Annotated in this window: 19 protein-coding genes and 1 pseudogene; 2 read left to right on the top strand and 18 right to left on the bottom strand. The window is 68.8% G+C overall.

Annotation, left to right across the window (positions count from 1 at the left end):
• Positions 1-84: 84 nt before the first annotated feature.
• The 11 genes from ABZ078_RS21950 to ABZ078_RS21900 form a co-directional block, all read right to left on the bottom strand.
• The gene (locus ABZ078_RS21950; RefSeq protein WP_356577568.1) at positions 85-2,937 is read right to left on the bottom strand and encodes a DEAD/DEAH box helicase; all 2,853 of its coding nucleotides are present in this window, start codon (positions 2,935-2,937) and stop codon (positions 85-87) included.
• A 135-nt stretch (positions 2,938-3,072) separates the two neighbouring features.
• The gene (gene tatC / locus ABZ078_RS21945; protein WP_356577566.1) at positions 3,073-4,020 is read right to left on the bottom strand and encodes a twin-arginine translocase subunit TatC; all 948 of its coding nucleotides are present in this window, start codon (positions 4,018-4,020) and stop codon (positions 3,073-3,075) included.
• A 47-nt stretch (positions 4,021-4,067) separates the two neighbouring features.
• Positions 4,068-4,355 (bottom strand): Sec-independent protein translocase subunit TatA, encoded by a 288-nt coding sequence (gene tatA, locus ABZ078_RS21940; protein WP_356577564.1) that lies wholly within the window; start codon positions 4,353-4,355, stop codon positions 4,068-4,070.
• A 260-nt stretch (positions 4,356-4,615) separates the two neighbouring features.
• Positions 4,616-4,810: a hypothetical protein gene (locus ABZ078_RS21935; RefSeq protein WP_356577562.1), complete on the bottom strand. Its 195-nt coding sequence runs from the start codon at positions 4,808-4,810 to the stop codon at positions 4,616-4,618.
• Positions 4,811-4,830: 20 nt separating this feature from the next.
• A complete protein-coding gene (locus ABZ078_RS21930) occupies positions 4,831-5,124 on the bottom strand; it encodes a hypothetical protein (RefSeq protein ID WP_356577561.1) in 294 nt (97 codons plus the stop codon).
• 63 nt (positions 5,125-5,187) lie between these two features.
• On the bottom strand, positions 5,188-6,216 hold the full coding sequence (locus ABZ078_RS21925; RefSeq protein ID WP_356577559.1) for a WYL domain-containing protein: 1,029 nt from the start codon (positions 6,214-6,216) through the stop codon (positions 5,188-5,190).
• A gap of 18 nt (positions 6,217-6,234) precedes the next feature.
• Positions 6,235-7,188, bottom strand: coding sequence for a WYL domain-containing protein (locus ABZ078_RS21920; protein ID WP_356577557.1), 954 nt, complete (start codon positions 7,186-7,188; stop codon positions 6,235-6,237).
• A 169-nt stretch (positions 7,189-7,357) separates the two neighbouring features.
• Positions 7,358-7,729 (bottom strand): FKBP-type peptidyl-prolyl cis-trans isomerase, encoded by a 372-nt coding sequence (locus ABZ078_RS21915; protein WP_004002537.1) that lies wholly within the window; start codon positions 7,727-7,729, stop codon positions 7,358-7,360.
• 61 nt (positions 7,730-7,790) lie between these two features.
• On the bottom strand, positions 7,791-8,735 hold the full coding sequence (locus tag ABZ078_RS21910) for an FKBP-type peptidyl-prolyl cis-trans isomerase (RefSeq protein ID WP_356577555.1): 945 nt from the start codon (positions 8,733-8,735) through the stop codon (positions 7,791-7,793).
• 110 nt (positions 8,736-8,845) lie between these two features.
• Positions 8,846-10,207: a Pup--protein ligase gene (gene pafA / locus ABZ078_RS21905; RefSeq protein WP_356577553.1), complete on the bottom strand. Its 1,362-nt coding sequence runs from the start codon at positions 10,205-10,207 to the stop codon at positions 8,846-8,848.
• A 9-nt stretch (positions 10,208-10,216) separates the two neighbouring features.
• Positions 10,217-11,476 (bottom strand): MFS transporter, encoded by a 1,260-nt coding sequence (locus tag ABZ078_RS21900; RefSeq protein ID WP_356577552.1) that lies wholly within the window; start codon positions 11,474-11,476, stop codon positions 10,217-10,219.
• Between the two features lie 149 nt (positions 11,477-11,625).
• Here ABZ078_RS21900 and ABZ078_RS21895 point away from each other — a divergent pair, with 149 nt between their 5' ends.
• Positions 11,626-12,642 (top strand): LacI family DNA-binding transcriptional regulator, encoded by a 1,017-nt coding sequence (locus tag ABZ078_RS21895; RefSeq protein ID WP_356577550.1) that lies wholly within the window; start codon positions 11,626-11,628, stop codon positions 12,640-12,642.
• 76 nt (positions 12,643-12,718) lie between these two features.
• On the opposite strand, the gene prcA is transcribed toward ABZ078_RS21895, so the two are convergent.
• The 6 genes and pseudogenes from prcA to arc all read right to left on the bottom strand — a co-directional run bounded on the left by prcA (position 12,719) and on the right by arc (position 18,821).
• Positions 12,719-13,489 (bottom strand): proteasome subunit alpha, encoded by a 771-nt coding sequence (gene prcA / locus ABZ078_RS21890; protein ID WP_356577549.1) that lies wholly within the window; start codon positions 13,487-13,489, stop codon positions 12,719-12,721.
• Between the two features lie 60 nt (positions 13,490-13,549).
• Positions 13,550-14,395: a proteasome subunit beta gene (prcB, locus tag ABZ078_RS21885; RefSeq protein WP_356577547.1), complete on the bottom strand. Its 846-nt coding sequence runs from the start codon at positions 14,393-14,395 to the stop codon at positions 13,550-13,552.
• A pseudogene (locus ABZ078_RS21880) lies at positions 14,347-14,877 on the bottom strand (endonuclease VII domain-containing protein). The gene prcB and the pseudogene ABZ078_RS21880 overlap by 49 nt, the downstream one beginning before the upstream one ends.
• 28 nt (positions 14,878-14,905) lie before the next feature.
• Positions 14,906-15,124: a ubiquitin-like protein Pup gene (locus ABZ078_RS21875; protein ID WP_356577545.1), complete on the bottom strand. Its 219-nt coding sequence runs from the start codon at positions 15,122-15,124 to the stop codon at positions 14,906-14,908.
• Positions 15,125-15,323: 199 nt separating this feature from the next.
• A complete protein-coding gene (dop, locus tag ABZ078_RS21870) occupies positions 15,324-16,835 on the bottom strand; it encodes a depupylase/deamidase Dop (RefSeq protein ID WP_356577543.1) in 1,512 nt (503 codons plus the stop codon).
• 222 nt (positions 16,836-17,057) lie between these two features.
• Positions 17,058-18,821: a proteasome ATPase gene (arc, locus tag ABZ078_RS21865; protein ID WP_356577542.1), complete on the bottom strand. Its 1,764-nt coding sequence runs from the start codon at positions 18,819-18,821 to the stop codon at positions 17,058-17,060.
• A 245-nt stretch (positions 18,822-19,066) separates the two neighbouring features.
• On the opposite strand from arc, the gene ABZ078_RS21860 reads away from it, so the two are divergent.
• Positions 19,067-19,372: a ferredoxin gene (locus ABZ078_RS21860; RefSeq protein ID WP_356577540.1), complete on the top strand. Its 306-nt coding sequence runs from the start codon at positions 19,067-19,069 to the stop codon at positions 19,370-19,372.
• Between the two features lie 58 nt (positions 19,373-19,430).
• On the opposite strand, the gene ABZ078_RS21855 is transcribed toward ABZ078_RS21860, so the two are convergent.
• Complete coding sequence (locus ABZ078_RS21855) at positions 19,431-20,009, bottom strand: hypothetical protein (RefSeq protein WP_356577538.1); 579 nt, start codon at positions 20,007-20,009, stop codon at positions 19,431-19,433.
• Positions 20,010-20,261 lie beyond the last annotated feature (252 nt).

Below are 20,261 nucleotides of genomic sequence, written 5' to 3'. Positions count from 1 at the left end.
AGGGCGGCGGGACCGCATCGATACGCGGCCCCGCCGCCCGGGCGCGACCAGCCACGACGGGACCCGGCACCCGCCCACGCGCGATCACCCCACCGACGAGTACGCGACAACGCCCCGCAGCAACCCGTCAACGGCCTTCCGCGCGTTCTTCGCCACAGTCGAGCCCTCCACAGGAGAAGCCGCCGAGATCTGCCCCAGCACATCGATCACCTGCTTGCACCACCGCACGAAGTCACCGGCAGGCATCTCCGCCTCCCGCAGCACCTCGTCGAGCCCCTTGCCGCTGGCCCACATGTACGCGGCCCAGGCGAAGCCCAGGTCGGGCTCGCGCTGGCCGACGCCCTCGGTCTGCGTGATCCGGAACTCCTCCTCCAGGGCATCGAGCCGCCCCCAGATCCGGACCATCTCACCGAGCGCGGCCTTGGCCTTGCCCGACGGCAGCTTCGGCGCCATCGCGTCGTCCCCGACCCGCGCCTCGTACACCAACGCCGAGACACAGGCGGCCAGTTCAGCGGGACCGAGGCCCTCCCACACCCGCTCCCGCAGGCACTCGCTGGCCAGCAGGTCCAGCTCGCCGTAGAGCCGGGCGAGCCGCTTGCCGTGCTCGGTCACCTCGTCGCCGCGCAGATAGTCCAGCTCGGTCAGCAGCGCGACGATCCGGTCGAAGGTGCGTGCGATGGTGTTCGTGCGGCCTTCGATACGGCGCTCCAGCTGCGAGGTGTCCCGCAGCAGCCGGTGATAGCGCTCCGCCCAACGGGCGTGGTCCTCACGGTCGCTGCACCCGTGGCAGGGGTGGGCGCGGAGCGCCTTGCGCAGCCGGTCGATCTCCCGGTCGTCCGCCGCCTGGGAACGCTTCTTGCGCTGCCGCTCGGGCGGAATGTGCCCGGCCTTGGTGCGCAGCGCGGAGGCGAGGTCCCGGCGGGACTGCGGGGAGCGCGGATTGAAGGACTTCGGGATCCGCATCCGCTCCAACGCCTCGACGGGCACCGGGAAGTCCATGGACGCCAGCCGCTTGACCTGCCGTTCGGCGGTCAGGACCAGCGGGCGCGGGCCGTCGTGGTGCTCGAAGCCGCGGTGGCCGTTGGACCGGCCGGCCGGCAGCCCCGGGTCCAGCACCAGAGCGAGACCGGCGTACTTGCCCGTCGGCACATGGATGACGTCCCCCGGCTTGAGCCGCTCCAGCGCGACGGCGGCCTCCGCGCGCCGCTGCGCCGCGCCCTGCCGGGCCAACTCGTTCTCGCGGTCCTTGAGTTCGCGACGCAGTCGCGCGTACTCCTCGAAGTCCCCGAGATGGCAGGTCATGGACTCCTTGTAGCCCGCCAGCCCCTCCTCGTTGCGCTGCACCTGCCGGGAGATCCCGACGACCGACTTGTCGGCCTGGAACTGCGCGAAGGAGGTCTCCAGCAGCTCGCGCGAGCGGTGCCGGCCGAACTGCTCGACGAGGTTGACCGCCATGTTGTACGACGGCTTGAAGCTGGAGCGCAGCGGGTACGTACGCGTGCCCGCCAGTCCCGCCAGGTGCTCGGGGCTCATGCCGCGCTGCCACAGCACGACGGCGTGCCCCTCGACGTCGATGCCACGCCGCCCCGCACGACCGGTCAGCTGCGTGTACTCACCCGGCGTGATGTCGGCGTGCTGTTCGCCGTTCCACTTGACGAGCTTCTCCAACACCACCGACCGGGCAGGCATGTTGATGCCCAGCGCCAGCGTCTCCGTGGCGAACACGGCCTTCACCAGGCCGCGGACGAACAGCTCCTCGACGACCTCCTTGAACGTCGGCAGCATGCCCGCGTGGTGGGCGGCTATACCGCGCTCCAGGCCCTCCAGCCACTCGTAGTAGCCGAGGACGTGCAGGTCCTCCGTCGGGATGGAGGCGGTGCGCTCCTCGACGAGCGCGCGCACCTCGTCCCGCGCCTCCTCGTCGTTCAGCCTGAGTCCGGCGTACAGGCACTGCTGTACGGCGGCCTCGCACGCGGCCCGGCTGAAGATGAAGGTGATCGCCGGCAGCAGCCCCTCGGCGTCGAGGCGTTCGATGACCTCGGGCCGCCCCGGTGTCCACACCCGGGACCGCTGTCTGCGCTCCCGCTCGCGGTCGGCCTCCCGCATCGCTCGCCCACGCCTGCGGTCCTGGTACGACGGCCGGGTCGCCTCCATCCGCGCCAGCCGCGTGAGGTCGGGGTTGACGGCCTTCTTGTGGCCCTCGCCCTCCTCGAACAGGTCGTACATCCGGCGCCCGGCGAGCACGTGCTGGAACAGCGGAACGGGCCGGTGCTCGGAGACGATCACCTCGGTGTCACCGCGGACGGTGTCGAGCCAGTCACCGAACTCCTCGGCGTTCGACACGGTCGCCGACAGGGAGACGAGGGTGACCGACTCGGGAAGGTGAATGATCACTTCCTCCCATACGGCGCCGCGGAACCGGTCGGAGAGGTAGTGCACCTCGTCCATGACCACGTACCCGAGCCCGAGGAGGGTCTGCGAGCCCGCGTACAGCATGTTCCGCAGTACCTCGGTGGTCATCACGACCACGGCGGCGTCGGGGTTGACGCTGTTGTCACCGGTGAGCAGACCGACCATGCCGTTGCCGTAACGGCGGCACAGGTCGGCGTACTTCTGGTTCGACAGCGCCTTGATGGGCGTGGTGTAGAAGCACTTCTTGCCCTGCATCAGGGCGAGGTGGACGGCGAACTCGCCCACGATCGTCTTGCCGGAGCCGGTGGGTGCGGCCACCAGCACGCCCTTGCCCGTCTCGAGTGCCTGGCAGGCCTCGATCTGGAAGGGGTCGAGGCCGAAGTCGTACATCTCGCGGAAGGAGGCGAGTGCGGTGGCCTGCTCGGCAGCGCGCCTACGTGCTGCCGCATACCGCTCGGCCGGAGAGAGGTCCTCTGTCATCGTGCTTTCGAGCGTACCGGGCGCCACTGACAACAGGACGATCATTATCCGGATCGACCCTCCGCGAACCCGGGGCCACCGCAGCTCACGGCGCTCACGGCGCTCACGGCGGCGGCACGGAAGCGGCCGGGTGCGCCCCGTAGGCGCCCCGGCCGCACTGTCGCTGCGAAGGTCTCCCGGTCAGGTCACGTCGTCATAGCCGTTGACCCGCTCCGTGCTCGCCTGCTCGGGCAGCGCCCTGGCGGCGGAGACGGGCTCGATCTCGCCGATGTCGTCGGGGGTGAGATCCAGGTCGGACGCCTCGTCGTCGGCGGGCCCTTCCGCATCGCGGCGGGCGCGGCGCCTGTCGTTGAGGAGTGCGATGCCCGTCGCACCGAAGTAGAGGATCCAGATGGGGCCCGCGAGCGCCAGCATGGAGATCGGGTCGGTGCTGGGCGTGGCGATCGCCGCGAAAAGCGTGATGCCCATGATCATGGCCCGCCACCAGCCGGCCATCTTCTTGCCGGAGAGCACGCCGCTGAAGTTGAGCATGACCAGCAGCAGGGGCAGCTCGAAGGAGAGGCCGAAGACGACGATCATCCGCATGATCAGCTGCAGGAGATCGTCGAGGGGGAGCTGGTTGTCGCTGCCGATGATCGCGAACTCGAGCATGACCGAGGCCATCTTGGGCAGCGACCAGTAGGCGAAGTAGGCACCCATGACGAACAGCGGGAAGCCGGCGCCGACGAACGCGTAGGCGTACTTCCGCTCGTGCCGGTGCAGGCCCGGAGCGATGAACGCCCAGAGCTGGTACAACCAGACCGGGGCGGCCAGCACCACACCGGACGACAGCGACACCGTCAGGGCGAGGGTGAACGGGCTCAGCAGACCGTTCTGCACGATGCGTGCGCACTTGGCTTCACTGGTGTTCTTCGCCAGCTCCGCGAAGCTGTGGTCGCATCCCACCGCTTGGAGGATGGGATTGGTGAAGAACTCGATGATGTCTTTGTAGAAGAAGGCTGCGACGATCGTCGTGACCAGGACCGCCAGCAGGCTCTTGACGAGCCGGTTGCGGAGTTCACGCAAGTGCTCCGCGAGGGGCATCCGCCCCTCGGGATCCTTCTCCTGCTTGCGGGCAGACTTCAGCAACCCACGTTCCCATCTCGTGCATCGGGCCGGAGGTCACCGGCCCTGCGTCAGCGCTTGGTCGTGTCCGTCGGCTCGTTGACCGGGCGCGAGCTGGTCACGTCGCCGGGGGCGGCCTGGATGATGCGCTGAGCCTGGGGCTGCTCGTCGTTGTCGTTCGGCGGGTCGGCCGGCGCGGGGGACTTGCCGTCGTCCTTCATCGCCTTGGCCTCGCTCTTCAGGATGCGGGCGGACTTGCCGAGCGAGCGCGCCATGTCCGGAAGCTTCTTCGCGCCGAACAGCAGGATGATGACGACGAGGATGAGAATGATCTCGGGGGCTCCGAGCTTTCCGAACATAAGTCTTTACCTTCTCACCGAGGCAACTGGGGTGGGGCGCCGTCCGACCGGTCGGACATCTGTCCGAACAATCGCGATGACAGCGATCGTAACGCTCAGGGGTGAACGTCAGGCAATCCCCGTGCGTACTCCCTGTCCGCGGACCGGGCCTCGTTCTCCGAGCCGCGACCAGCAGCGTACCTGCCCCTCATGGCAAGGTGACAGGGCGAAGTGGCCCAAAACGCACGCGACGCCGGACTCACACCCAATCCTTGGCGGCGCTAGAGCGAATCCACGGCGCGGGCCGCACTCAGGCTCGCCCGCTCCAGGTCCTCGGCCGCCCTGCTGATCCGTCGCGCCGACTCGGTCACCTGCCTGCCCAGGCGCTGCGCCTCCAGGAAGACCCGCACGGCGAGCACACCGAGAACGACAAGACCCAGAAAACCCACCGCTACCGCGAACATCGGCCAGAACATGGCGCCGAGCCTAGACCGTCCTACAGCGTGGAGTGCAGCCGCAGGGTACGGACCCCGCCGCCGGTCAGCAGCTCGACGATCCGCTCCCCCGCCGGCTTGCGGACGGCGGCTCCGCACTCGGGGCAGGTGAAGGAGTAGAAGGTCGTACGGCTGCTCGCGCCGATGGCGAGGCGCAGGGCGCTCGCGGCGAGTTCGAAGCGGCCCCGGCAGTCCGGGCAGCCCGCCTTGAACACCACGGGAGCCACGCTTCTCATCCCGGCGAACGCGGACTCCACCGTCATCTCCCGCACCCCGGACGTCGCCGACTCGCTCAAAGCCCCTGCTCCCGCCTGTCGCCTGTCGCCTGCCTGCCCCGACTTCCCGTCGAACTGCCTGTCCTACTGTCCGTCGTGCACCGGATGCGCCTCGTGAGCGCCCTGCACCTCGATCCCGTCGTACGCCGCCAGCGCCTCGCGGGCCGCCCGCCGGGCGCTGTCGGCCAGCTCGGGCGGCGAGACGATATGGCCGTCACGCCCGAGCCGCAGCGCCAGGCGCCGCAGCGACGCCGGGTCGGGGGTGCGCAGAGCGATCCGCAGTCCGCCGTCCGCCAGCTCGTCCGCGCTGTCGTGCGGGTAGTACTCGGCGACCCAGCGCCCGCCCGGGCCGACCTCGACGACGACCTCGGGGTCCTCCGCGGCGGGCTGGACCAGCCCCTCCGACAGGTCCCGCAGCTCGACCTCGGGCGGCGCGGACGGCTCGTCCAGGATCCTGATCTCGGCGACCCGGTCGAGCCGGAAGGTGCGGCGTGCCTCGGAGCGGCGGCACCAGGCCTCGACATAGGTGTGGCCGACGCTGACCAGACGGATGGGGTCGATCTCGCGCTCGGTGACCTCGTCCCGGGCCGGCGAGTAGTAGCGGATCCACAGCCGGCGCCGCTCGGAGATCGCACGGTCGACGTCCGCGAAGACGCCGCCCTCGGACTCGAAGGTCACCGACAGCCGGGCGCTGGCGCCGGCCGCCTCCCCGGCCGCCGCCTCCACCTTGGCGGTCGCCCGCAGCAGCGCCTGCCGGTCGCTCTCACGCAGTCCGGGCAGCGTGGCCACGGCCCGGGCGGCCACCAGCAGCGCGGTCGCCTCGTCGGCGGCGAGCCGCAGGGGCTCGGCTGCCTCCGCCCCGAGGGCGGCGGGGTTGTGCCACCAGATGCGCTCGCCGTCGGTGTCGATGTCGAGCAGGTCGCCGCCGCGGAAGCTGGTGCCGCACATGGGCAGCACGTCGAGGTCCGAGACCAACTCGTCCTCGGAGATGCCGAAGGCGCGCGCCACGTCCTCGACGCGGGCACCGGGGCGCTCCCTCAGATACGTCACCAGGGAGAGCATCCGCCGGGTCTGGTCGATGGCGTTGACGGGCCTGACCGGTTTGCCTGCCACTGTCTCGCTCGCTCCCCCTCAGCCCTTGGCCACGGCACGCAGCCGGTCCACCACGTCGGCCCGCAGCTCCGCCGGCTCCAGGACCACCACGTCCGGCCCGAACTCGACCAGCCAGGCATCCAGCCCGTGGCCGTACGGAATCTCCAACTCGTCCCAGCCGTCCCCGAGTTCCCGCACCGACGTGGCCTTCGCCCGAAGGGGGTAGCCGGCGTCCGTGCGCAGCCGGATCAGCGCGGAGCGGTCGGCGGTCTCCCCCGCCCAGCTCGCCACGGTCTCCCGTACGGTGACGACGTCGGGGACCTCGGCGGTGAAGCGGCCACTGCGGCTGCGCACCTTGCCGGTGATCCGGGACAGCCGGAAGACGCGCTCCGCGCCACGGTCCCGGTCCCAGCCCGCCAGGTACCAGTGGCCGCGCCAGCACTCCAGCGCCCACGGCTCGACATGCCGGGTCTCCGGGCGGGCGGCGGTGGCCTTGCGGTACTCGAAGACGACCGGGCGGCGGTCGCGGCAGGCCAGCATCAGCGGCTCGAACGCGGCCTCGTGCACCGGGATACGGGGCTCCAGGGCGCCGTGCGCCCCGTACGGGTCGACATCCTCGGGCAGCCCCGCCGCGCGCAGCTTCTGCAGGGCGCCGCTGGCCGCGCCCGCGAGCCGGGCCTGCTGCCACACCTTGGCTGCCAGGCCCAGGGCGGCCGCCTCCTCGGCGTCGAGCGTGATGGGCGGGAGGCGGTTGCTGTCGCGGCGGGCGAGGTAGCCGACGTCACCGTCGAGGTTCTCGACGGTCTCGATGACCAGGCCGAGCTCGCGCAGGTCGTCCTTGTCCCGCTCGAACATCCGGTTGAAGGAGTCGTCCGAGCCGGCTTCCAGGTAGGCCTCGATGGACTCACGAAGCTCGCGCTTGCTCAGCGGCCGCCGCGTCCCGAGCAGACACAGCGCCAGATTCATGAGCCGCTCGGCCTTGGCAATGGCCATCGACGCCCTTCGCCTTCCCTATGGTGCTTACGACCGATGACCGTACCGCTCCGCGGTGGCGTGGCAAAAGCCGAGGGCCCATGCCGGACAGGCATGGGCCCCAGGTAGTCGGGTCCGGTCGTCCGCCGATCAGTCGTTCGCGGTCGGAGGCGACACTCAGACGCGACGGTCAGACACCGAGCAGGTCGACCACGAAGATCAGCGTCTCGCCCGGCTTGATCGCCGGGGTCGGGCTCTGGTTGCCGTAGGCGAGGTGGGCCGGGATGGTCAGCTGGCGGCGGCCGCCGACCTTCATGCCCTGCACACCCTGGTCCCAGCCCTTGATGACACGGCCGGCGCCCAGCGGGAAGCGGAACGGCGTACCGCGGTTCCAGCTGGCGTCGAACTCCTCACCCGTGCTGAAGGCGACACCCACGTAGTGGACGGTGACGGTCTGGCCCGCCTGCGCAACCGGGCCATCGCCCTCCCAGATGTCCTTGATCTCCAGGTCCGCCGGGGGCTCGCCGCCCGGGAAGTCGATCTCGGGCTTGTCGATGCTCACTGCAGTGACTCCTATTGGTACGTGTGTCATGCGCGATGACTGATGGGCAACCTGCCCAGTCTTACATCACGGCCAGGATGTCGACGGCGAAGACCAGCGTGGAGTTCTTCGGGACACCCTGCTGCTCCTGGTCACCGAAGGCCTGGTCGGGCGGCAGGACGAGCAGCACCCGGCTGCCGGCCTTCTTGCCCACGAGACCGTCCTTCAGACCCTTGATCGACAACTGGTCCAGGGGGAACGTCGCCGTCTTGCCCGCGTCGTACGTGCTGTCGAACTTCTTGCCGCCCTCCCACAGCAGGGCGACATAGTTCACGACCACACTGTCCGTGTCCTTCACGACGGGGCCGTCGCCCTCCAGCACGTAGTTGGAGACGAGCTTCTTCGGCGGGTCGCTGTCCTTCGGCATCGTCACTTCCGGAGCCTTGCCGTCGGTGTTCGTGCCGACCTTCGGCAGGTCGATGGCGTCCTGCGCGACCTCCGTGCCCTTCGCCGACGCGGGGATGGTCGTGCCCTTCACGATGTCCACGACGAACACCAGCGTGGCGTTGGCCTTGATGTCACCCTGACCCTGCGCCCCGTACCCCAGGTCCGGGGGGATCACCAGCTCCAGGCGACTGCCGACCTTCTGCCCCTCCAGGCCCTTCTCCCAGCCCTGGATGACGCCGCCCGCGCCCAGGGTGAGCGAGAACGGCTGACCGCGGTCGAAGCTGTTGTCGAACGGCTTGGACTCGTCGTACTCCTGACCGAGGTAGTTCACCTCGGCGGCATCGCCCTTCTTGAGCTTCGCGCCGTCCCCCTCCTTGATGACCTCGACCTTCAGCTCCTTCGGCGGATCACCCTCCCCCTTGGCCAGAGTCGGCTTCTGCCCGAACTCGGCACCCTTGGTGATCGCGGGCACTCCGTTCTTGACGGAGCTGGAGTCGGAGCCCTTGTCGTCGTCGTTGCCGCAGGCCGCCACGGAGAGCAGCAGCAGCGGCACGACGAGAAGGCCGGCAATTCGGCGCACGTGTTCCTCAGATCTCAGACGGCACTGTGGTCGCCCGCCACTCTAGGGCGTGCGACGGGCCCCGTACGAGAACGTACGGGGCCCGTGGCCCGTTTTCCTCAATGCCGGGATCACATTCCCGCGATCAGCTTCTCCACCCGGTCGTCCACCGAACGGAACGGGTCCTTGCACAACACCGTGCGCTGTGCCTGGTCGTTCAGCTTGAGATGGACCCAGTCGACCGTGAAGTCCCGGCGCTGCTCCTGGGCCCTGCGGATGAAGTCGCCGCGCAGCCGGGCCCGAGTGGTCTGCGGCGGAACCGACTTGCCCTCGAAGATCTTCAAATCGTTGCAGATGCGCGCGGCTTGCCCCTTCTTCTCCAGCAGGTAGTACAGGCCGCGACGGCGGTGGATGTCGTGGTAGGCGAGGTCTATCTGCGCGACCCGCGGATGCGACATGGTCATGTTGTGCTTGGCCCGGTACCGCTCGATGAGCTTGTACTTCATCACCCAGTCGATCTCGGTGCCGATGCGGTCGAGGTCCTCGGACTCGATCGCGTCCAGTGTGCGGCCCCACAGCTCCAGGACCTGCTCGACGATGCCGGTGCGAATGCCGCGGCGCTCGCAGAAGTCCACGGCCTTCTCGTAGTACTCGCGCTGCACCTCCAGCGCCGACGCCTCCCGGCCGCTGGCCAGGCGCACCTTGCGGCGGCCCGTGATGTCGTGGCTGACCTCGCGGATCGCCCGGATCGGGTTCTCCAGGGTCAGGTCCCGCATCACCGTGCCCGCCTCGATCATGCGCAGCACCAGGTCGGTGGCGCCGACCTTGAGCAGCATGGTCGTCTCGGACATGTTCGAGTCGCCCACGATCACATGCAGGCGGCGGTAGCGCTCGGCGTCCGCGTGCGGCTCGTCGCGGGTGTTGATGATCGGCCGGGAACGCGTCGTCGCCGAGGAGACGCCCTCCCAGATGTGCTCCGCCCGCTGGCTGACGCAGTACACGGCGCCCCGCGGGGTCTGCAGGACCTTGCCCGCGCCGCACAGCAACTGGCGCGTGACAAGGAACGGGATGAGGATGTCCGCGAGCCGGGAGAACTCCCCGTGCCGGGCCACGAGATAGTTCTCGTGACACCCGTAGGAGTTGCCCGCCGAGTCGGTGTTGTTCTTGAAGAGGTAGACGTCGCCCGCGATTCCCTCCTCGTGCAGGCGTCGTTCCGCGTCTACCAGGAGTCCTTCCAGAATGCGTTCGCCGGCCTTGTCGTGGGTGACCAGTTCGGTCACGTTGTCACATTCGGGTGTCGCGTATTCCGGATGTGAGCCCACGTCGAGATAGAGGCGGGCGCCGTTTCGCAGAAAGACATTGCTGCTGCGGCCCCATGACACGACACGGCGGAAGAGGTACCGCGCCACCTCGTCAGGCGACAGGCGGCGCTGTCCCCTGAACGTGCACGTGACGCCGTACTCGTTCTCCAGCCCGAAAATGCGGCGGTCCATGACTGAACATTACGCCCGATCCCCTGAGCTGAAACGGGGTTCGACAGCACGGTTTGGATCATTTTCCGATGAAGCCGCAACAACCGCACCCCTGGCGGGAGCTGCGAGGACCCGTCCGGTGCCCAGCAGGACCAGCAGCGACACGGCCCCCGCGACCCCCGGCACGGCGAACCCCCACAGGGCCCCGCCCGCCTCCACGACCGGCCCCGCCAGGCCCGTTCCGACCGACGCGCCCACGGTGAACGTCGTCACCAGCCACGAGAACGCCTCGGTGACCGTCCCGCGCGGCGCGTGCCGGTCGACCAGCACGAACGCACAGGCGATGCACGGCGCGAGGAACACGCCGGCGACCACGCTCAGCAACGTCATGGCCACCGCGCCCGGCATCAGCATCAGCGGCAGGTAACACACCGCCAGAAGCGCCACCAGCACCCGCAGTCGCCGCGCCGGCTCCCCGCCCCACTGCCGCGCCCCGTACACCGTGCCCCCGATCAGCGCGCCCAGCCCCAGGCCCGCCATCAGCCAGCCGTACACCGCGTCACCGCCGTTGTCGTCCGCGTACGACACGGCCGCGACCGCGATCGAGCCCAGAGCCATCCCGATGAACAGGAAGGACGCGAGCAGCGCCAGCAGCCCGGCCGAACGCAGTGCCCCCAGCCAGTGCGCCTCACGCGGCGCCGAGCGCCACGCGCGCGAGGGCGGCGACACGACCACCGAGAGAGCGCCCAGCACCCCGATGACGTTCAGGACGAGCAGCGCCGCCTGCGCCGACCACAGCGACGCGCACAGGGTCAGCAACAACGGTCCGACGGTGAACATGACTTCCTGCGCCACGGCGTCCATCGCGTACGCCGCGTGCACCTGCCCCTCCTTGTGCAGGACCGACGACCACAGCGCCCGCAGGCCGCCCTCCAGAGGCGGCGTGAACAGTCCGGCGGCCGCCACAGCGGCGTAGGCGAGCGGCAGCGGACCGATGCCCACGAAGGCGAACCCGGCCATCGCGAGGGCCGAGGCGACCGCGGCGGGCAGCTGCACCCGCGGCTGGCCGTACAGGTCGACCAGCCGCCCCAGCAGCGGCTGCCCCACGGCGTTGGCGACACCGTAGACCGCCGCCAGAGCGCCGGCGAGGCTGTACGAGCCGCCCTCCTCCCGGACGAACAGCACGATCGCGATAGCGGCCACCGCGTTCGGCAGCCGCCCTATGAGCGTGCCGACGAGCAGCCGGGCGGCGTGCCTCGCCCTGAGGATCTCCACATATGCGCCGGTCATGAGCCGCGCCGCCCTCCCCGCAGGTTTTACGTATAACGTCTCCCGTCATACGTACCATGTGCGCTGTTCAGCAGTCCAGACCGGGAGTGGGCCGGAAGGCGGCCGAAACACCCGGAGTCGAACGACCACACATGAGGAGCAGGCGAACGGTGGCACACGGCAGCACCCGCCCCACCAGCCGGGACGTCGCCCAGGCCGCGGGGGTCTCCCAGGCCGCGGTCTCCCTGGTGCTCGGCGACAAGTGGCGCGGACGGGTCTCCGAGGCCACGGCCGAACGCGTCCGCGAGGCGGCCCGCCGACTGGACTACCGGCCCAACCTCGCCGCCCGCAACCTCCGCCTCGGCCGCACCCGCACCGTCCTCCTCGTCGTGCCCGCCCTGACGACCGAGTTCTTCGCCGGCGTCTACACCGGCGCCGCCCGCATCGCCGCCCAGCACGGCTTCGGAGTCGTCCTCTACCCCTCCCCCGAAGGCATCGGCCCCGCCCGCGACCCCTTCGCCTCCGCCCAGGCCGCCCTGGACGGCGTCATCGCCTCCTCCATGGCCGCCGACGCCCTCACCGCCATCCGCGGCGACCAGCTGCCCCTGGTGATGCTGGACAGCGACCCCGAGGGCAGCCTGGGCGCGGCCACAGTGAACCTGGACATCACGGACGGTGTCCGCCAGGTCGCCGAGTACCTGCTGGCACTGGGCCACCGCCGCTTCCTGCACCTGGCGGCGGACGTGGCGTCCTGGACCTTCGACGTACGCGCCCGGGAACTCGACACCCGCCTCGGCACGGTGCCCGGCACGTCACTGCTCACGGTCCGCGCCCCGATCTCCATCGAGGGCGCCCTCACCGCGGCCGCCACCGCACTGTCCGCCGAGGGCCCCCGCCCCACCGCGATCATCTGCGACGACGACAAACTCGCCGCCGGCGCCTACAAGGCCGTACGCCGCCTCGGACTGCGCATCCCCGACGACATCTCCGTCACCGGACTGGACGACCTCGCCCTCGCCACCGCCATCGACCCCGAGCTGACCACCGTACGGCTCGACGCCGAACTCTTCGGGGAACGCGGCATGCAGGCCCTGCTGGCGGTCCTGGAAGGCCGCACACCAAAGGAGGGAGACATCCCGGTCCAGCTCGTCGTACGCGGCTCCACAGCGCCGCCCAGCACGCCCTGAACACCCCTGCGCGAACGCCCTGTGCCCCGGCCGAGAGAGTCGGACCGGGGCACAGCACGGGCGAAAAGAAGCGGTACTACTCCGCGGAACCGTCCGAATCCTCGGAACCCTCCGCACCGTCGGCGCTCTCGGCCTCGGTCGACGCCCCGTCCACCGCCAGCAGCCGATCGAGCTGGCGGCCGACGATGCGCTTGAACTTCCGCGACTGCGGACGCGTACGGTCCAGAACCGCGACCTCCAGGCGCTCGGCGGGGATCTCCCGCTGCGTGCCGTTGGTGTCACGGGACAGGGCCTGGACGGCGAGCTTGAGCGCCTCGGCCAAGCTCATGCCGTCCTGATGACGCTGGTCAAGGAAGCTGCTGATCTGCTCGGCATTGCCGCCGACCGCGACCGAGCCGTGCTCGTCCACGATCGAACCGTCATGCGGCAGCCGATAGATCTGGTCACCCTCCGGCGTCTCCCCGACCTCGGCCACGACCAACTCCACCTCGTACGGCTTCTCTGCCGCGGAGGAGAAGATCGTGCCCAGCGTCTGGGCGTAGACGTTGGCCAGACCACGGGCGGTCACGTCATCACGGTCATAGGTGTAACCACGCAGATCGGCATACCGCACACCGCCGATCCGCAGGTTCTCGTACTCGTTGTACTTACCGGCGGCCGCGAAGCCGATCCGGTCGTAGATCTCGCTGAACTTGTGCAGCGCACGGGACGGGTTCTCGCCGACGAAGACGATGCCGTCGGCGTACTGCAGCACGACCAGGCTGCGGCCACGGGCGATGCCCTTGCGGGCGTACTCCGCCCGGTCGGCCATGGCCTGCTGGGGTGAGACATAGAACGGCGTCGACACCGGTTATCCGTCCCTTTCTGTCGAAGTCACAGGATCACCTTGATAAGACCGGACCGCCGCCTACAGCAGCGCGGCCCGCGGGCCGTCGGGCTGCTCCAGACGCCGCGCCAGGATCGAACGGGCGATCTCGGAGGACTCGTCCTCGCCGAGCCGACGGAAACCGTCCTCGGTGATCACGGTGACGATCGGGTAGATCCGGCGGGCGACATCGGGACCACCGGTCGCCGAGTCGTCGTCAGCCGCGTCATACAGGGCCTGCACCACGAGCGTCGTGGCCTCGGCCTCGGTCAGGTCATCACGGAAAAGCTTCTTCATGGCACCGCGCGCGAAGATCGAACCGGAGCCGGTGGCGGCGTAACCCTGCTCCTCGGAACGCCCGCCGGTGACGTCGTAGGAGAAGATCCGCCCCTTCTCCCGGTCGACGTCGTACCCGGCGAACAGCGGCACCACGGCCAGTCCCTGCATGGCCATGCCCAGATTGGACCGGATCATGGTCGACAGCCGGTTCGCCTTGCCCTCCAGCGACAGCTGCGCGCCCTCGACCTTCTCGAAGTGCTCCAGCTCCAGCTGGAAGAGTTTCACCATCTCGACGGCGAGACCGGCGGTACCGGCGATACCGACGGCCGAGTACTCGTCCGCCGGGAAGACCTTCTCGATGTCGCGCTGGGCGATGACGTTACCCATCGTGGCCCGCCGGTCACCGGCCAGCACGACGCCCCCCGGGAACGTCGCGGCCACGATGGTCGTGCCGTGCGGCGCCTCGATCACACCCTGCGTGGGCGGCAGTTGACGGTTCCCCGGCAGCAGCTCCGGCTGGTGATCGGAGAGAAAGTCCATGAACGAGGACGACCCAGGCGTCAGGAAGGCAGCTGGTAGACGCCCGGTGCTACGAGTGTTGGCTTCCACGCGATTCCTTCCAAGTAAGCGGCGGCCCGGCGGACGGCGTCGGGATCGTCTCCCAACTTGCCGATGGCCGAATTGCAGTTGAAGCACAGTACGCCACGGACCTTACCCGTCTTGTGGCAGTGATCCACATGCACGGCGAAGCCTTCAGGCAGATCACGCAGAGCCCCGTCTGCGAGGCGACCATTTCGTCACGCTGAGCTTCGGTGAGGCCGTAGTGGCGCTTCAGGTGCCGCGCACGCCCTTCGATTGCCCGGCAGGCGCTGGCAGTACTTGTGCCCATCTGGTGTGGCCACGCTTGGGCGAGGCTTCCTGCCCCGGGCATCCTGGCGCTGCCTGTAGTACGCCGCCGAGCATTCCCGGCAGTACGCCTGGAGACCGTCCCTCATGGCCTTGTTGCTCGCGAAGACTGCTCGCGGCTTGTACTGCTTGCACCGCGAGCAGCGCTTCACGCTTTCACTGCCGGACAATCCCAACTCCCCCATCGATGCAACCTTCGAATCGATGGGGAAATTACTCTCCACCCTTCTGAACGAAGGAGCGCACGAAGTCCTCGGCGTTCTCTTCGAGCACATCATCGATTTCGTCGAGGACAGAGTCCACGTCGTCCGACAGCTTCTCCTGGCGCTCCTTGAGGTCCTCCGAAGCCTGCGCCTCCGCAGTCTGCTCCTCGACCTCCTCGGTGGAACGCGTGGCCTTCTGCTGTCCGCCGCCGGTGTCCTTGGTTGCCATATCCCTCACCCCGCTCAGTTCGCCCGACATGGTCGACAGGTCGGCTTTCCTGCCGATCGGTGATGATCAGACCCTACAAGCCGGGTCTGACATCGGCCCCGCAGTTTCTCCAACGTACGGGGGCCATCTCGATGATTCCCGGACGCCGGGTTTTCCACCCTGCCGGGCCGATGTCCGGCCGGCCCGGCCCGAGTACCCCTCAGCCGCCTGACAGGACCCTGACCAGGTCTTCCGCGGTGCGGCAGCGGTCCAGGAGCTCCTTGACGTGATTTCGCGTTCCGCGAAGCGGTTCGAGGGTTGGAACGCGCTGGAGGGAGTCCCGGCCGGGCAGGTCGAAGATGACCGAGTCCCAGGAGGCCGCGGCCACGTCGTCCGCGTACTGCTCCAGGCAGCGTCCGCGGAAGTACGCGCGTGTGTCCTCCGGCGGCCTCGCCTGGGCCCGCTCGACCTCTCCCTCGTCCAGGAGGCGCTTCATGCGGCCGCGGGCCGCCAGACGGTTGTACAGGCCCTTCTCGGGGCGTACGTCGGCGTACTGGAGGTCGACCAGGTGGAGCCTCGCGGCGTCCCAGTCGAGGTTGTCGCGGCGCCGGTAGCCCTCCATGAGCTCTCGCTTGGCGACCCAGTCCAGCTCGCCGGCCAGGCTCATCGGATCGCGTTCGAGGCGGTTGAGGGTGTCCTCCCAGCGGGACAGGACGTCCTTGGTCTGCTCGTCCGCGTCCGCGCCGAAGCGCTCCTCCACGTACTTGCGCGACAGCTCGTAGTACTCCATCTGGAGCTGGACCGCGGTGAGTGTGCGGCCGCTGCGCAGCGTGATCAGGCGCTTGAGGGAGGGGTCGTGCGAGACCTGGTGCAGTGTGCGAACCGGCTGGTCGACCGCCAGGTCGACCGCGATGAAGCTGTCCTCGATCATCGACAGGACCAGGGCCGTGGTGCCCAGCTTGAGGTAGGTCGAGATCTCCGACAGGTTCGCGTCGCCGATGATCACGTGGAGGCGGCGGTACTTCTCGGCGTCGGCGTGGGGCTCGTCGCGGGTGTTGATGATCGGGCGCTTGAGGGTCGTCTCCAGGCCGACCTCGACCTCGAAGTAGTCGGCGCGCTGGCTGAGCTGGAAGCCGTGCTCGTGGCCGTCCTGGCCGATGCCGACGCGGCCGGCGCCGGCGAAGACCTGGCGGGAGACGAAGAAGGGCGTCAGGTGGCGCACGATGTCGGAGAAGGGGGTTTCCCGCTTCATCAGGTAGTTCTCGTGCGTGCCGTAGGAGGCGCCCTTGTTGTCGGTGTTGTTCTTGTACAGGTGGATGGGCTGGGCGCCGGGGAGCTGGGCCGCGCGTTCGGCGGCTTCGGCCATGATCCGTTCGCCCGCCTTGTCCCAGAGGACGGCGTCGCGGGGGTTGGTGACCTCGGGGGCGCTGTATTCGGGGTGCGCGTGGTCGACGTAGAGCCGCGCTCCGTTGGTGAGGATCACGTTGGCGAGGCCGATGTCCTCGTCGGTGAGCTGGCTGGCGTCGGCGGCCTCGCGGGCGAGGTCGAAGCCTCGCGCGTCGCGCAGCGGGTTCTCCTCCTCGAAGTCCCAGCGGGCCCGGCGAGCCCGGTGCATCGCCGCCGCGTAGGCGTTGACGATCTGGGATGAGGTGAGCATGGCATTGGCGTTGGGGTGGCCGGGGACGGAGATCCCGTACTCCGTCTCGATGCCCATTACTCGCCGTACGGTCATGCGGCCCTCCTTGCCCGGCGGCACCCTCGGTCATGGGCGCCGCACAAGTACCGCTGGCGCTCGGTTGCGTGTGCGGTGCCCGTCCCCGCACTGCGCGACTCGGCGGTACGAAAGAGCCTAGAACGCCTTTGCGCTGGTGGGGAGATCATTTGCGTCATTGCCTCGCCTGAAAAACAGTGGGCTGCGGGTACCCGTTGAGGGCACCCGCAGCCGCCCTGCCTTTTACAGGTACTGACCGGTGTTGGCCACCGTGTCGATGGAGCGTCCGGTGTCTGCGCCCTGCTTTCCGGTGATGAGGGTGCGGATGTAGACGATCCGCTCGCCCTTCTTTCCGGAGATCCGGGCCCAGTCGTCCGGGTTGGTGGTGTTGGGCAGGTCCTCGTTCTCCTTGAACTCGTCCACGCAGGCCTGGAGGAGGTGGGCGACGCGGAGGCCCTTCTGGTTGTGCTCCAGGAAGTCCTTGATCGCCATCTTCTTGGCGCGGCCCACGATGTTCTCGATCATGGCGCCGGAGTTGAAGTCCTTGAAGTAGAGGACTTCCTTGTCGCCGTTGGCGTAGGTGACTTCCAGGAAGCGGTTTTCCTCGGATTCCGCGTACATCTGCTCGACGGCGGTCTGGATCATCTTCTGGACCGTCATCGACTTGTCGCCGCCGTGCTCGCCGAGGTCCTCGGAGTGCAGCGGGAGGCGCTCGGTGAGGTACTTGCCGAAGATGTCCTTGGCGGCCTCGGCGTCCGGGCGCTCGATCTTGATCTTCACGTCCAGGCGGCCGGGGCGCAGGATGGCGGGGTCGATCATGTCCTCGCGGTTGGAGGCGCCGATCACGACCACGTTCTGCAGGCCCTCCACGCCGTCGATCTCGGCGAGCAGCTGGGGGACGATGGTGTTCTCCACGTCCGAGCTGACGCCGGAGCCTCGGGTGCGGAAGAGGGACTCCATCTCGTCGAAGAAGACGATGACGGGTGTGCCCTCGCTGGCCTTCTCGCGTGCGCGCTGGAAGACGAGGCGGATCTGCCGCTCGGTCTCACCGACGTACTTGTTCAGGAGCTCGGGGCCCTTGATGTTGAGGAAGAAGCTCTTGCCCTGGGCCTGGCCGGTGACCTCGGCGACCTTCTTGGCCAGCGAGTTGGCGACGGCCTTGGCGATGAGTGTCTTGCCGCATCCGGGGGGCCCGTACAGAAGGACGCCCTTGGGCGGCCGCAGTTCGTGCTCCTTGAACAGGTCGGGGTAGAGGTACGGGAGCTCGACGGCGTCGCGGATCATCTCGATCTGGTTTCCCAGGCCGCCGATCGATTCGTAGCCGATGTCCGGTACTTCTTCGAGGACGAGTTCCTCGACCTCGCTCTTGGGGACGACCTCGTAGACGTAGCCGGAGCGGGGTTCGAGCAGGAGGGCGTCGCCGGGGCGGATGGTGACGTCCAGCAGCGGCTCGGCGAGCCGTACCACCCGTTCCTCGTCGGTGTGCCCGAGCACCAGGGCGCGCTCGCCGTCCTCGAGGATCTCCTTGAGGGTGACGATGTCCCCGACGCGCTCGAACTCCATGGCCTCGACCACGTTGAGCGCTTCGTTGAGCATTACTTCCTGGCCGCGCCTGAGGTCGTCGAGTTCGACGCTCGGGCTGACGTTCACGCGGAGTTTGCGGCCTCCGGTGAAGATGTCGGCGGTGCCGTCCTCGTTCGCCGTCAGGAAGACACCGAAGCCGGCCGGCGGCTGTGCGAGCCGGTCGACCTCTTCCTTGAGGGCCACGATCTGGTCTCGGGCCTCACGGAGCGTGTTGGCGAGTCGCTCGTTCTGTGCGGACACGCCGGCCAGGTTGGTCTGCAGCTCGACGATCCGCTCTTCGAGAATCCTCGTGTGCCGCGGAGAGTCGGCGAGCTTGCGTCGCAGGACGGCGATCTCCTGCTCAAGGTAGGCGATCTGCCCGGCCGGGTCGTCGGACCCTCGTCCCGGGCGGATGCCGCGGTTCATGTCGTCGTGGGCTGCCACGGTCCTCACCTCCTCCAAGGGGAGCTGGACGCTTCCAGACCCTACCTGGGTGGGTGTCGATTGAAACCCCTAGATCACAAAGACTGTCGGGGTGTGTCCGATCTTCACCCTTGCGCTCTCCCTCACGCCAGGGGAATACCCACCGCACATGATTGGAACCCAGGCGGAGGTAGGGTCGAAGCGTTCAACACCCGTCAGAGCTGGCCGGATTCCCGTACGGCTCGGCGCAGGAAACGGCAGGAGAGATGAGCGTGGAACAGGCGGCCGGGGTCGGGGGTGAGGCGCTGGAGGTCTGGATCGACCAGGATCTCTGTACTGGTGACGGCATCTGCGCCCAGTACGCGCCCGAGGTGTTCGAGCTGGACATCGACGGTCTGGCCTATGTGAAGGGCGCCGGGGACGAGCTGTTGCAGGCCGAGGGGGCGACAACGCCCGTACCGCTGCCGCTTCTCACGGATGTGGTGGACTCGGCGAAGGAGTGTCCGGGCGAGTGCATCCATGTACGTCGCGTTTCGGACAAGGTCGAGGTGTACGGTCCGGACGCCGAGTGACCTTGCACATACAGGGTGTTACGACTGTCTGATTTCTCACAGATGCCGGTGGCATGGGTCAGACGCTCTGGGCACCGGCGGGTGTCGAGCGGACGAACGCGCCGTTCTTCCACTGCCACTTCGCGCTGTCCTTGACGTCCGGGCAGCAACGCGGCACGTCGTTGGAGGAGTAGCTGAGCAGATCGGCGAGGACGGCGCCGTCACGGACCGCGATGTCACTGACGGTGATGCTGTCCTTCGGGTCGACGAGGGTCGCGACGACGCGGGGCGCGGCCGACTCCGTGCCTCGGGTGAGGACGTACACGCCGTCGGGCGGAGTGCCCATGGGTGCGTCGCAGTGGACGACCGCGACGGTCTCGGGGTGGCTGTCGCCGTCCAGGTCGCCCGCGGCCTTCTTCACCACGACCGCCTTCACCGGGCCGCATTCGAGCGGGAAGTCGACGCCCGTGGGATCGGGGGGTGCGGTGGCCGCGGGGGTGTTCTTCGTGTCGGTGGCGGGGGTCTGGGCCGCCGTCGCCGGTCTGGGCTGCAGGATCGAGGAGAGGGCCACGACACCGGCGACCGCTGTGGCGGTGGCGAGCCAGTGGATCGGGCGGGTGTGAGTGTGTGCCAGTTCCGGGACGGCGGGTTGCTGCACTAGGAGTGTCTCCTGTGAGGGCTGTGCCGGTGGGGTGGCCAGCATGGTGCCACACGTCACAGGGCGGGGGAACCGCGGGGTGGGGAGTTCCGGTGTCGAACATCCGTGGTCAGGGCGGGGGACGGTCGTATGAGTACGCATGTCGTACCGCGCTCGGGCCTGTCTGGCTTGTCTGTCGTGGAGGAGAGCGGCGAGGCCGCGGACGCGCGAGGGCGGGCGCCGAGGCTGCGAGGGCGGGCGTAGCAGGCCGGC

It is taken from the genome of Streptomyces sp. NPDC006385, assembly GCF_040612485.1.
Lineage (GTDB): Bacteria > Actinomycetota > Actinomycetes > Streptomycetales > Streptomycetaceae > Streptomyces.
This window is presented reverse-complemented; position numbering and strand designations above follow the sequence as displayed.

Excerpts from the sequence above, each read along its gene's own strand:
- ABZ078_RS21950 (WP_356577568.1), bottom strand. The coding sequence starts at position 2,937 with ATGATCGTCCTGTTGTCAGTGGCGCCCGGTACGCTCGAAAGCACGATG.
- tatA (WP_356577564.1), bottom strand. The coding sequence starts at position 4,355 with ATGTTCGGAAAGCTCGGAGCCCCCGAGATCATTCTCATCCTCGTCGTC.
- ABZ078_RS21935 (WP_356577562.1), bottom strand. The coding sequence starts at position 4,810 with ATGTTCTGGCCGATGTTCGCGGTAGCGGTGGGTTTTCTGGGTCTTGTC.
- ABZ078_RS21920 (WP_356577557.1), bottom strand. The coding sequence starts at position 7,188 with ATGGCCATTGCCAAGGCCGAGCGGCTCATGAATCTGGCGCTGTGTCTG.
- pafA (WP_356577553.1), bottom strand. The coding sequence starts at position 10,207 with ATGGACCGCCGCATTTTCGGGCTGGAGAACGAGTACGGCGTCACGTGC.
- ABZ078_RS21900 (WP_356577552.1), bottom strand. The coding sequence starts at position 11,476 with ATGACCGGCGCATATGTGGAGATCCTCAGGGCGAGGCACGCCGCCCGG.
- ABZ078_RS21875 (WP_356577545.1), bottom strand. The coding sequence starts at position 15,124 with ATGGCAACCAAGGACACCGGCGGCGGACAGCAGAAGGCCACGCGTTCC.
- dop (WP_356577543.1), bottom strand. The coding sequence starts at position 16,835 with ATGACCGTACGGCGAGTAATGGGCATCGAGACGGAGTACGGGATCTCC.
- ABZ078_RS21860 (WP_356577540.1), top strand. The coding sequence starts at position 19,067 with ATGAGCGTGGAACAGGCGGCCGGGGTCGGGGGTGAGGCGCTGGAGGTC.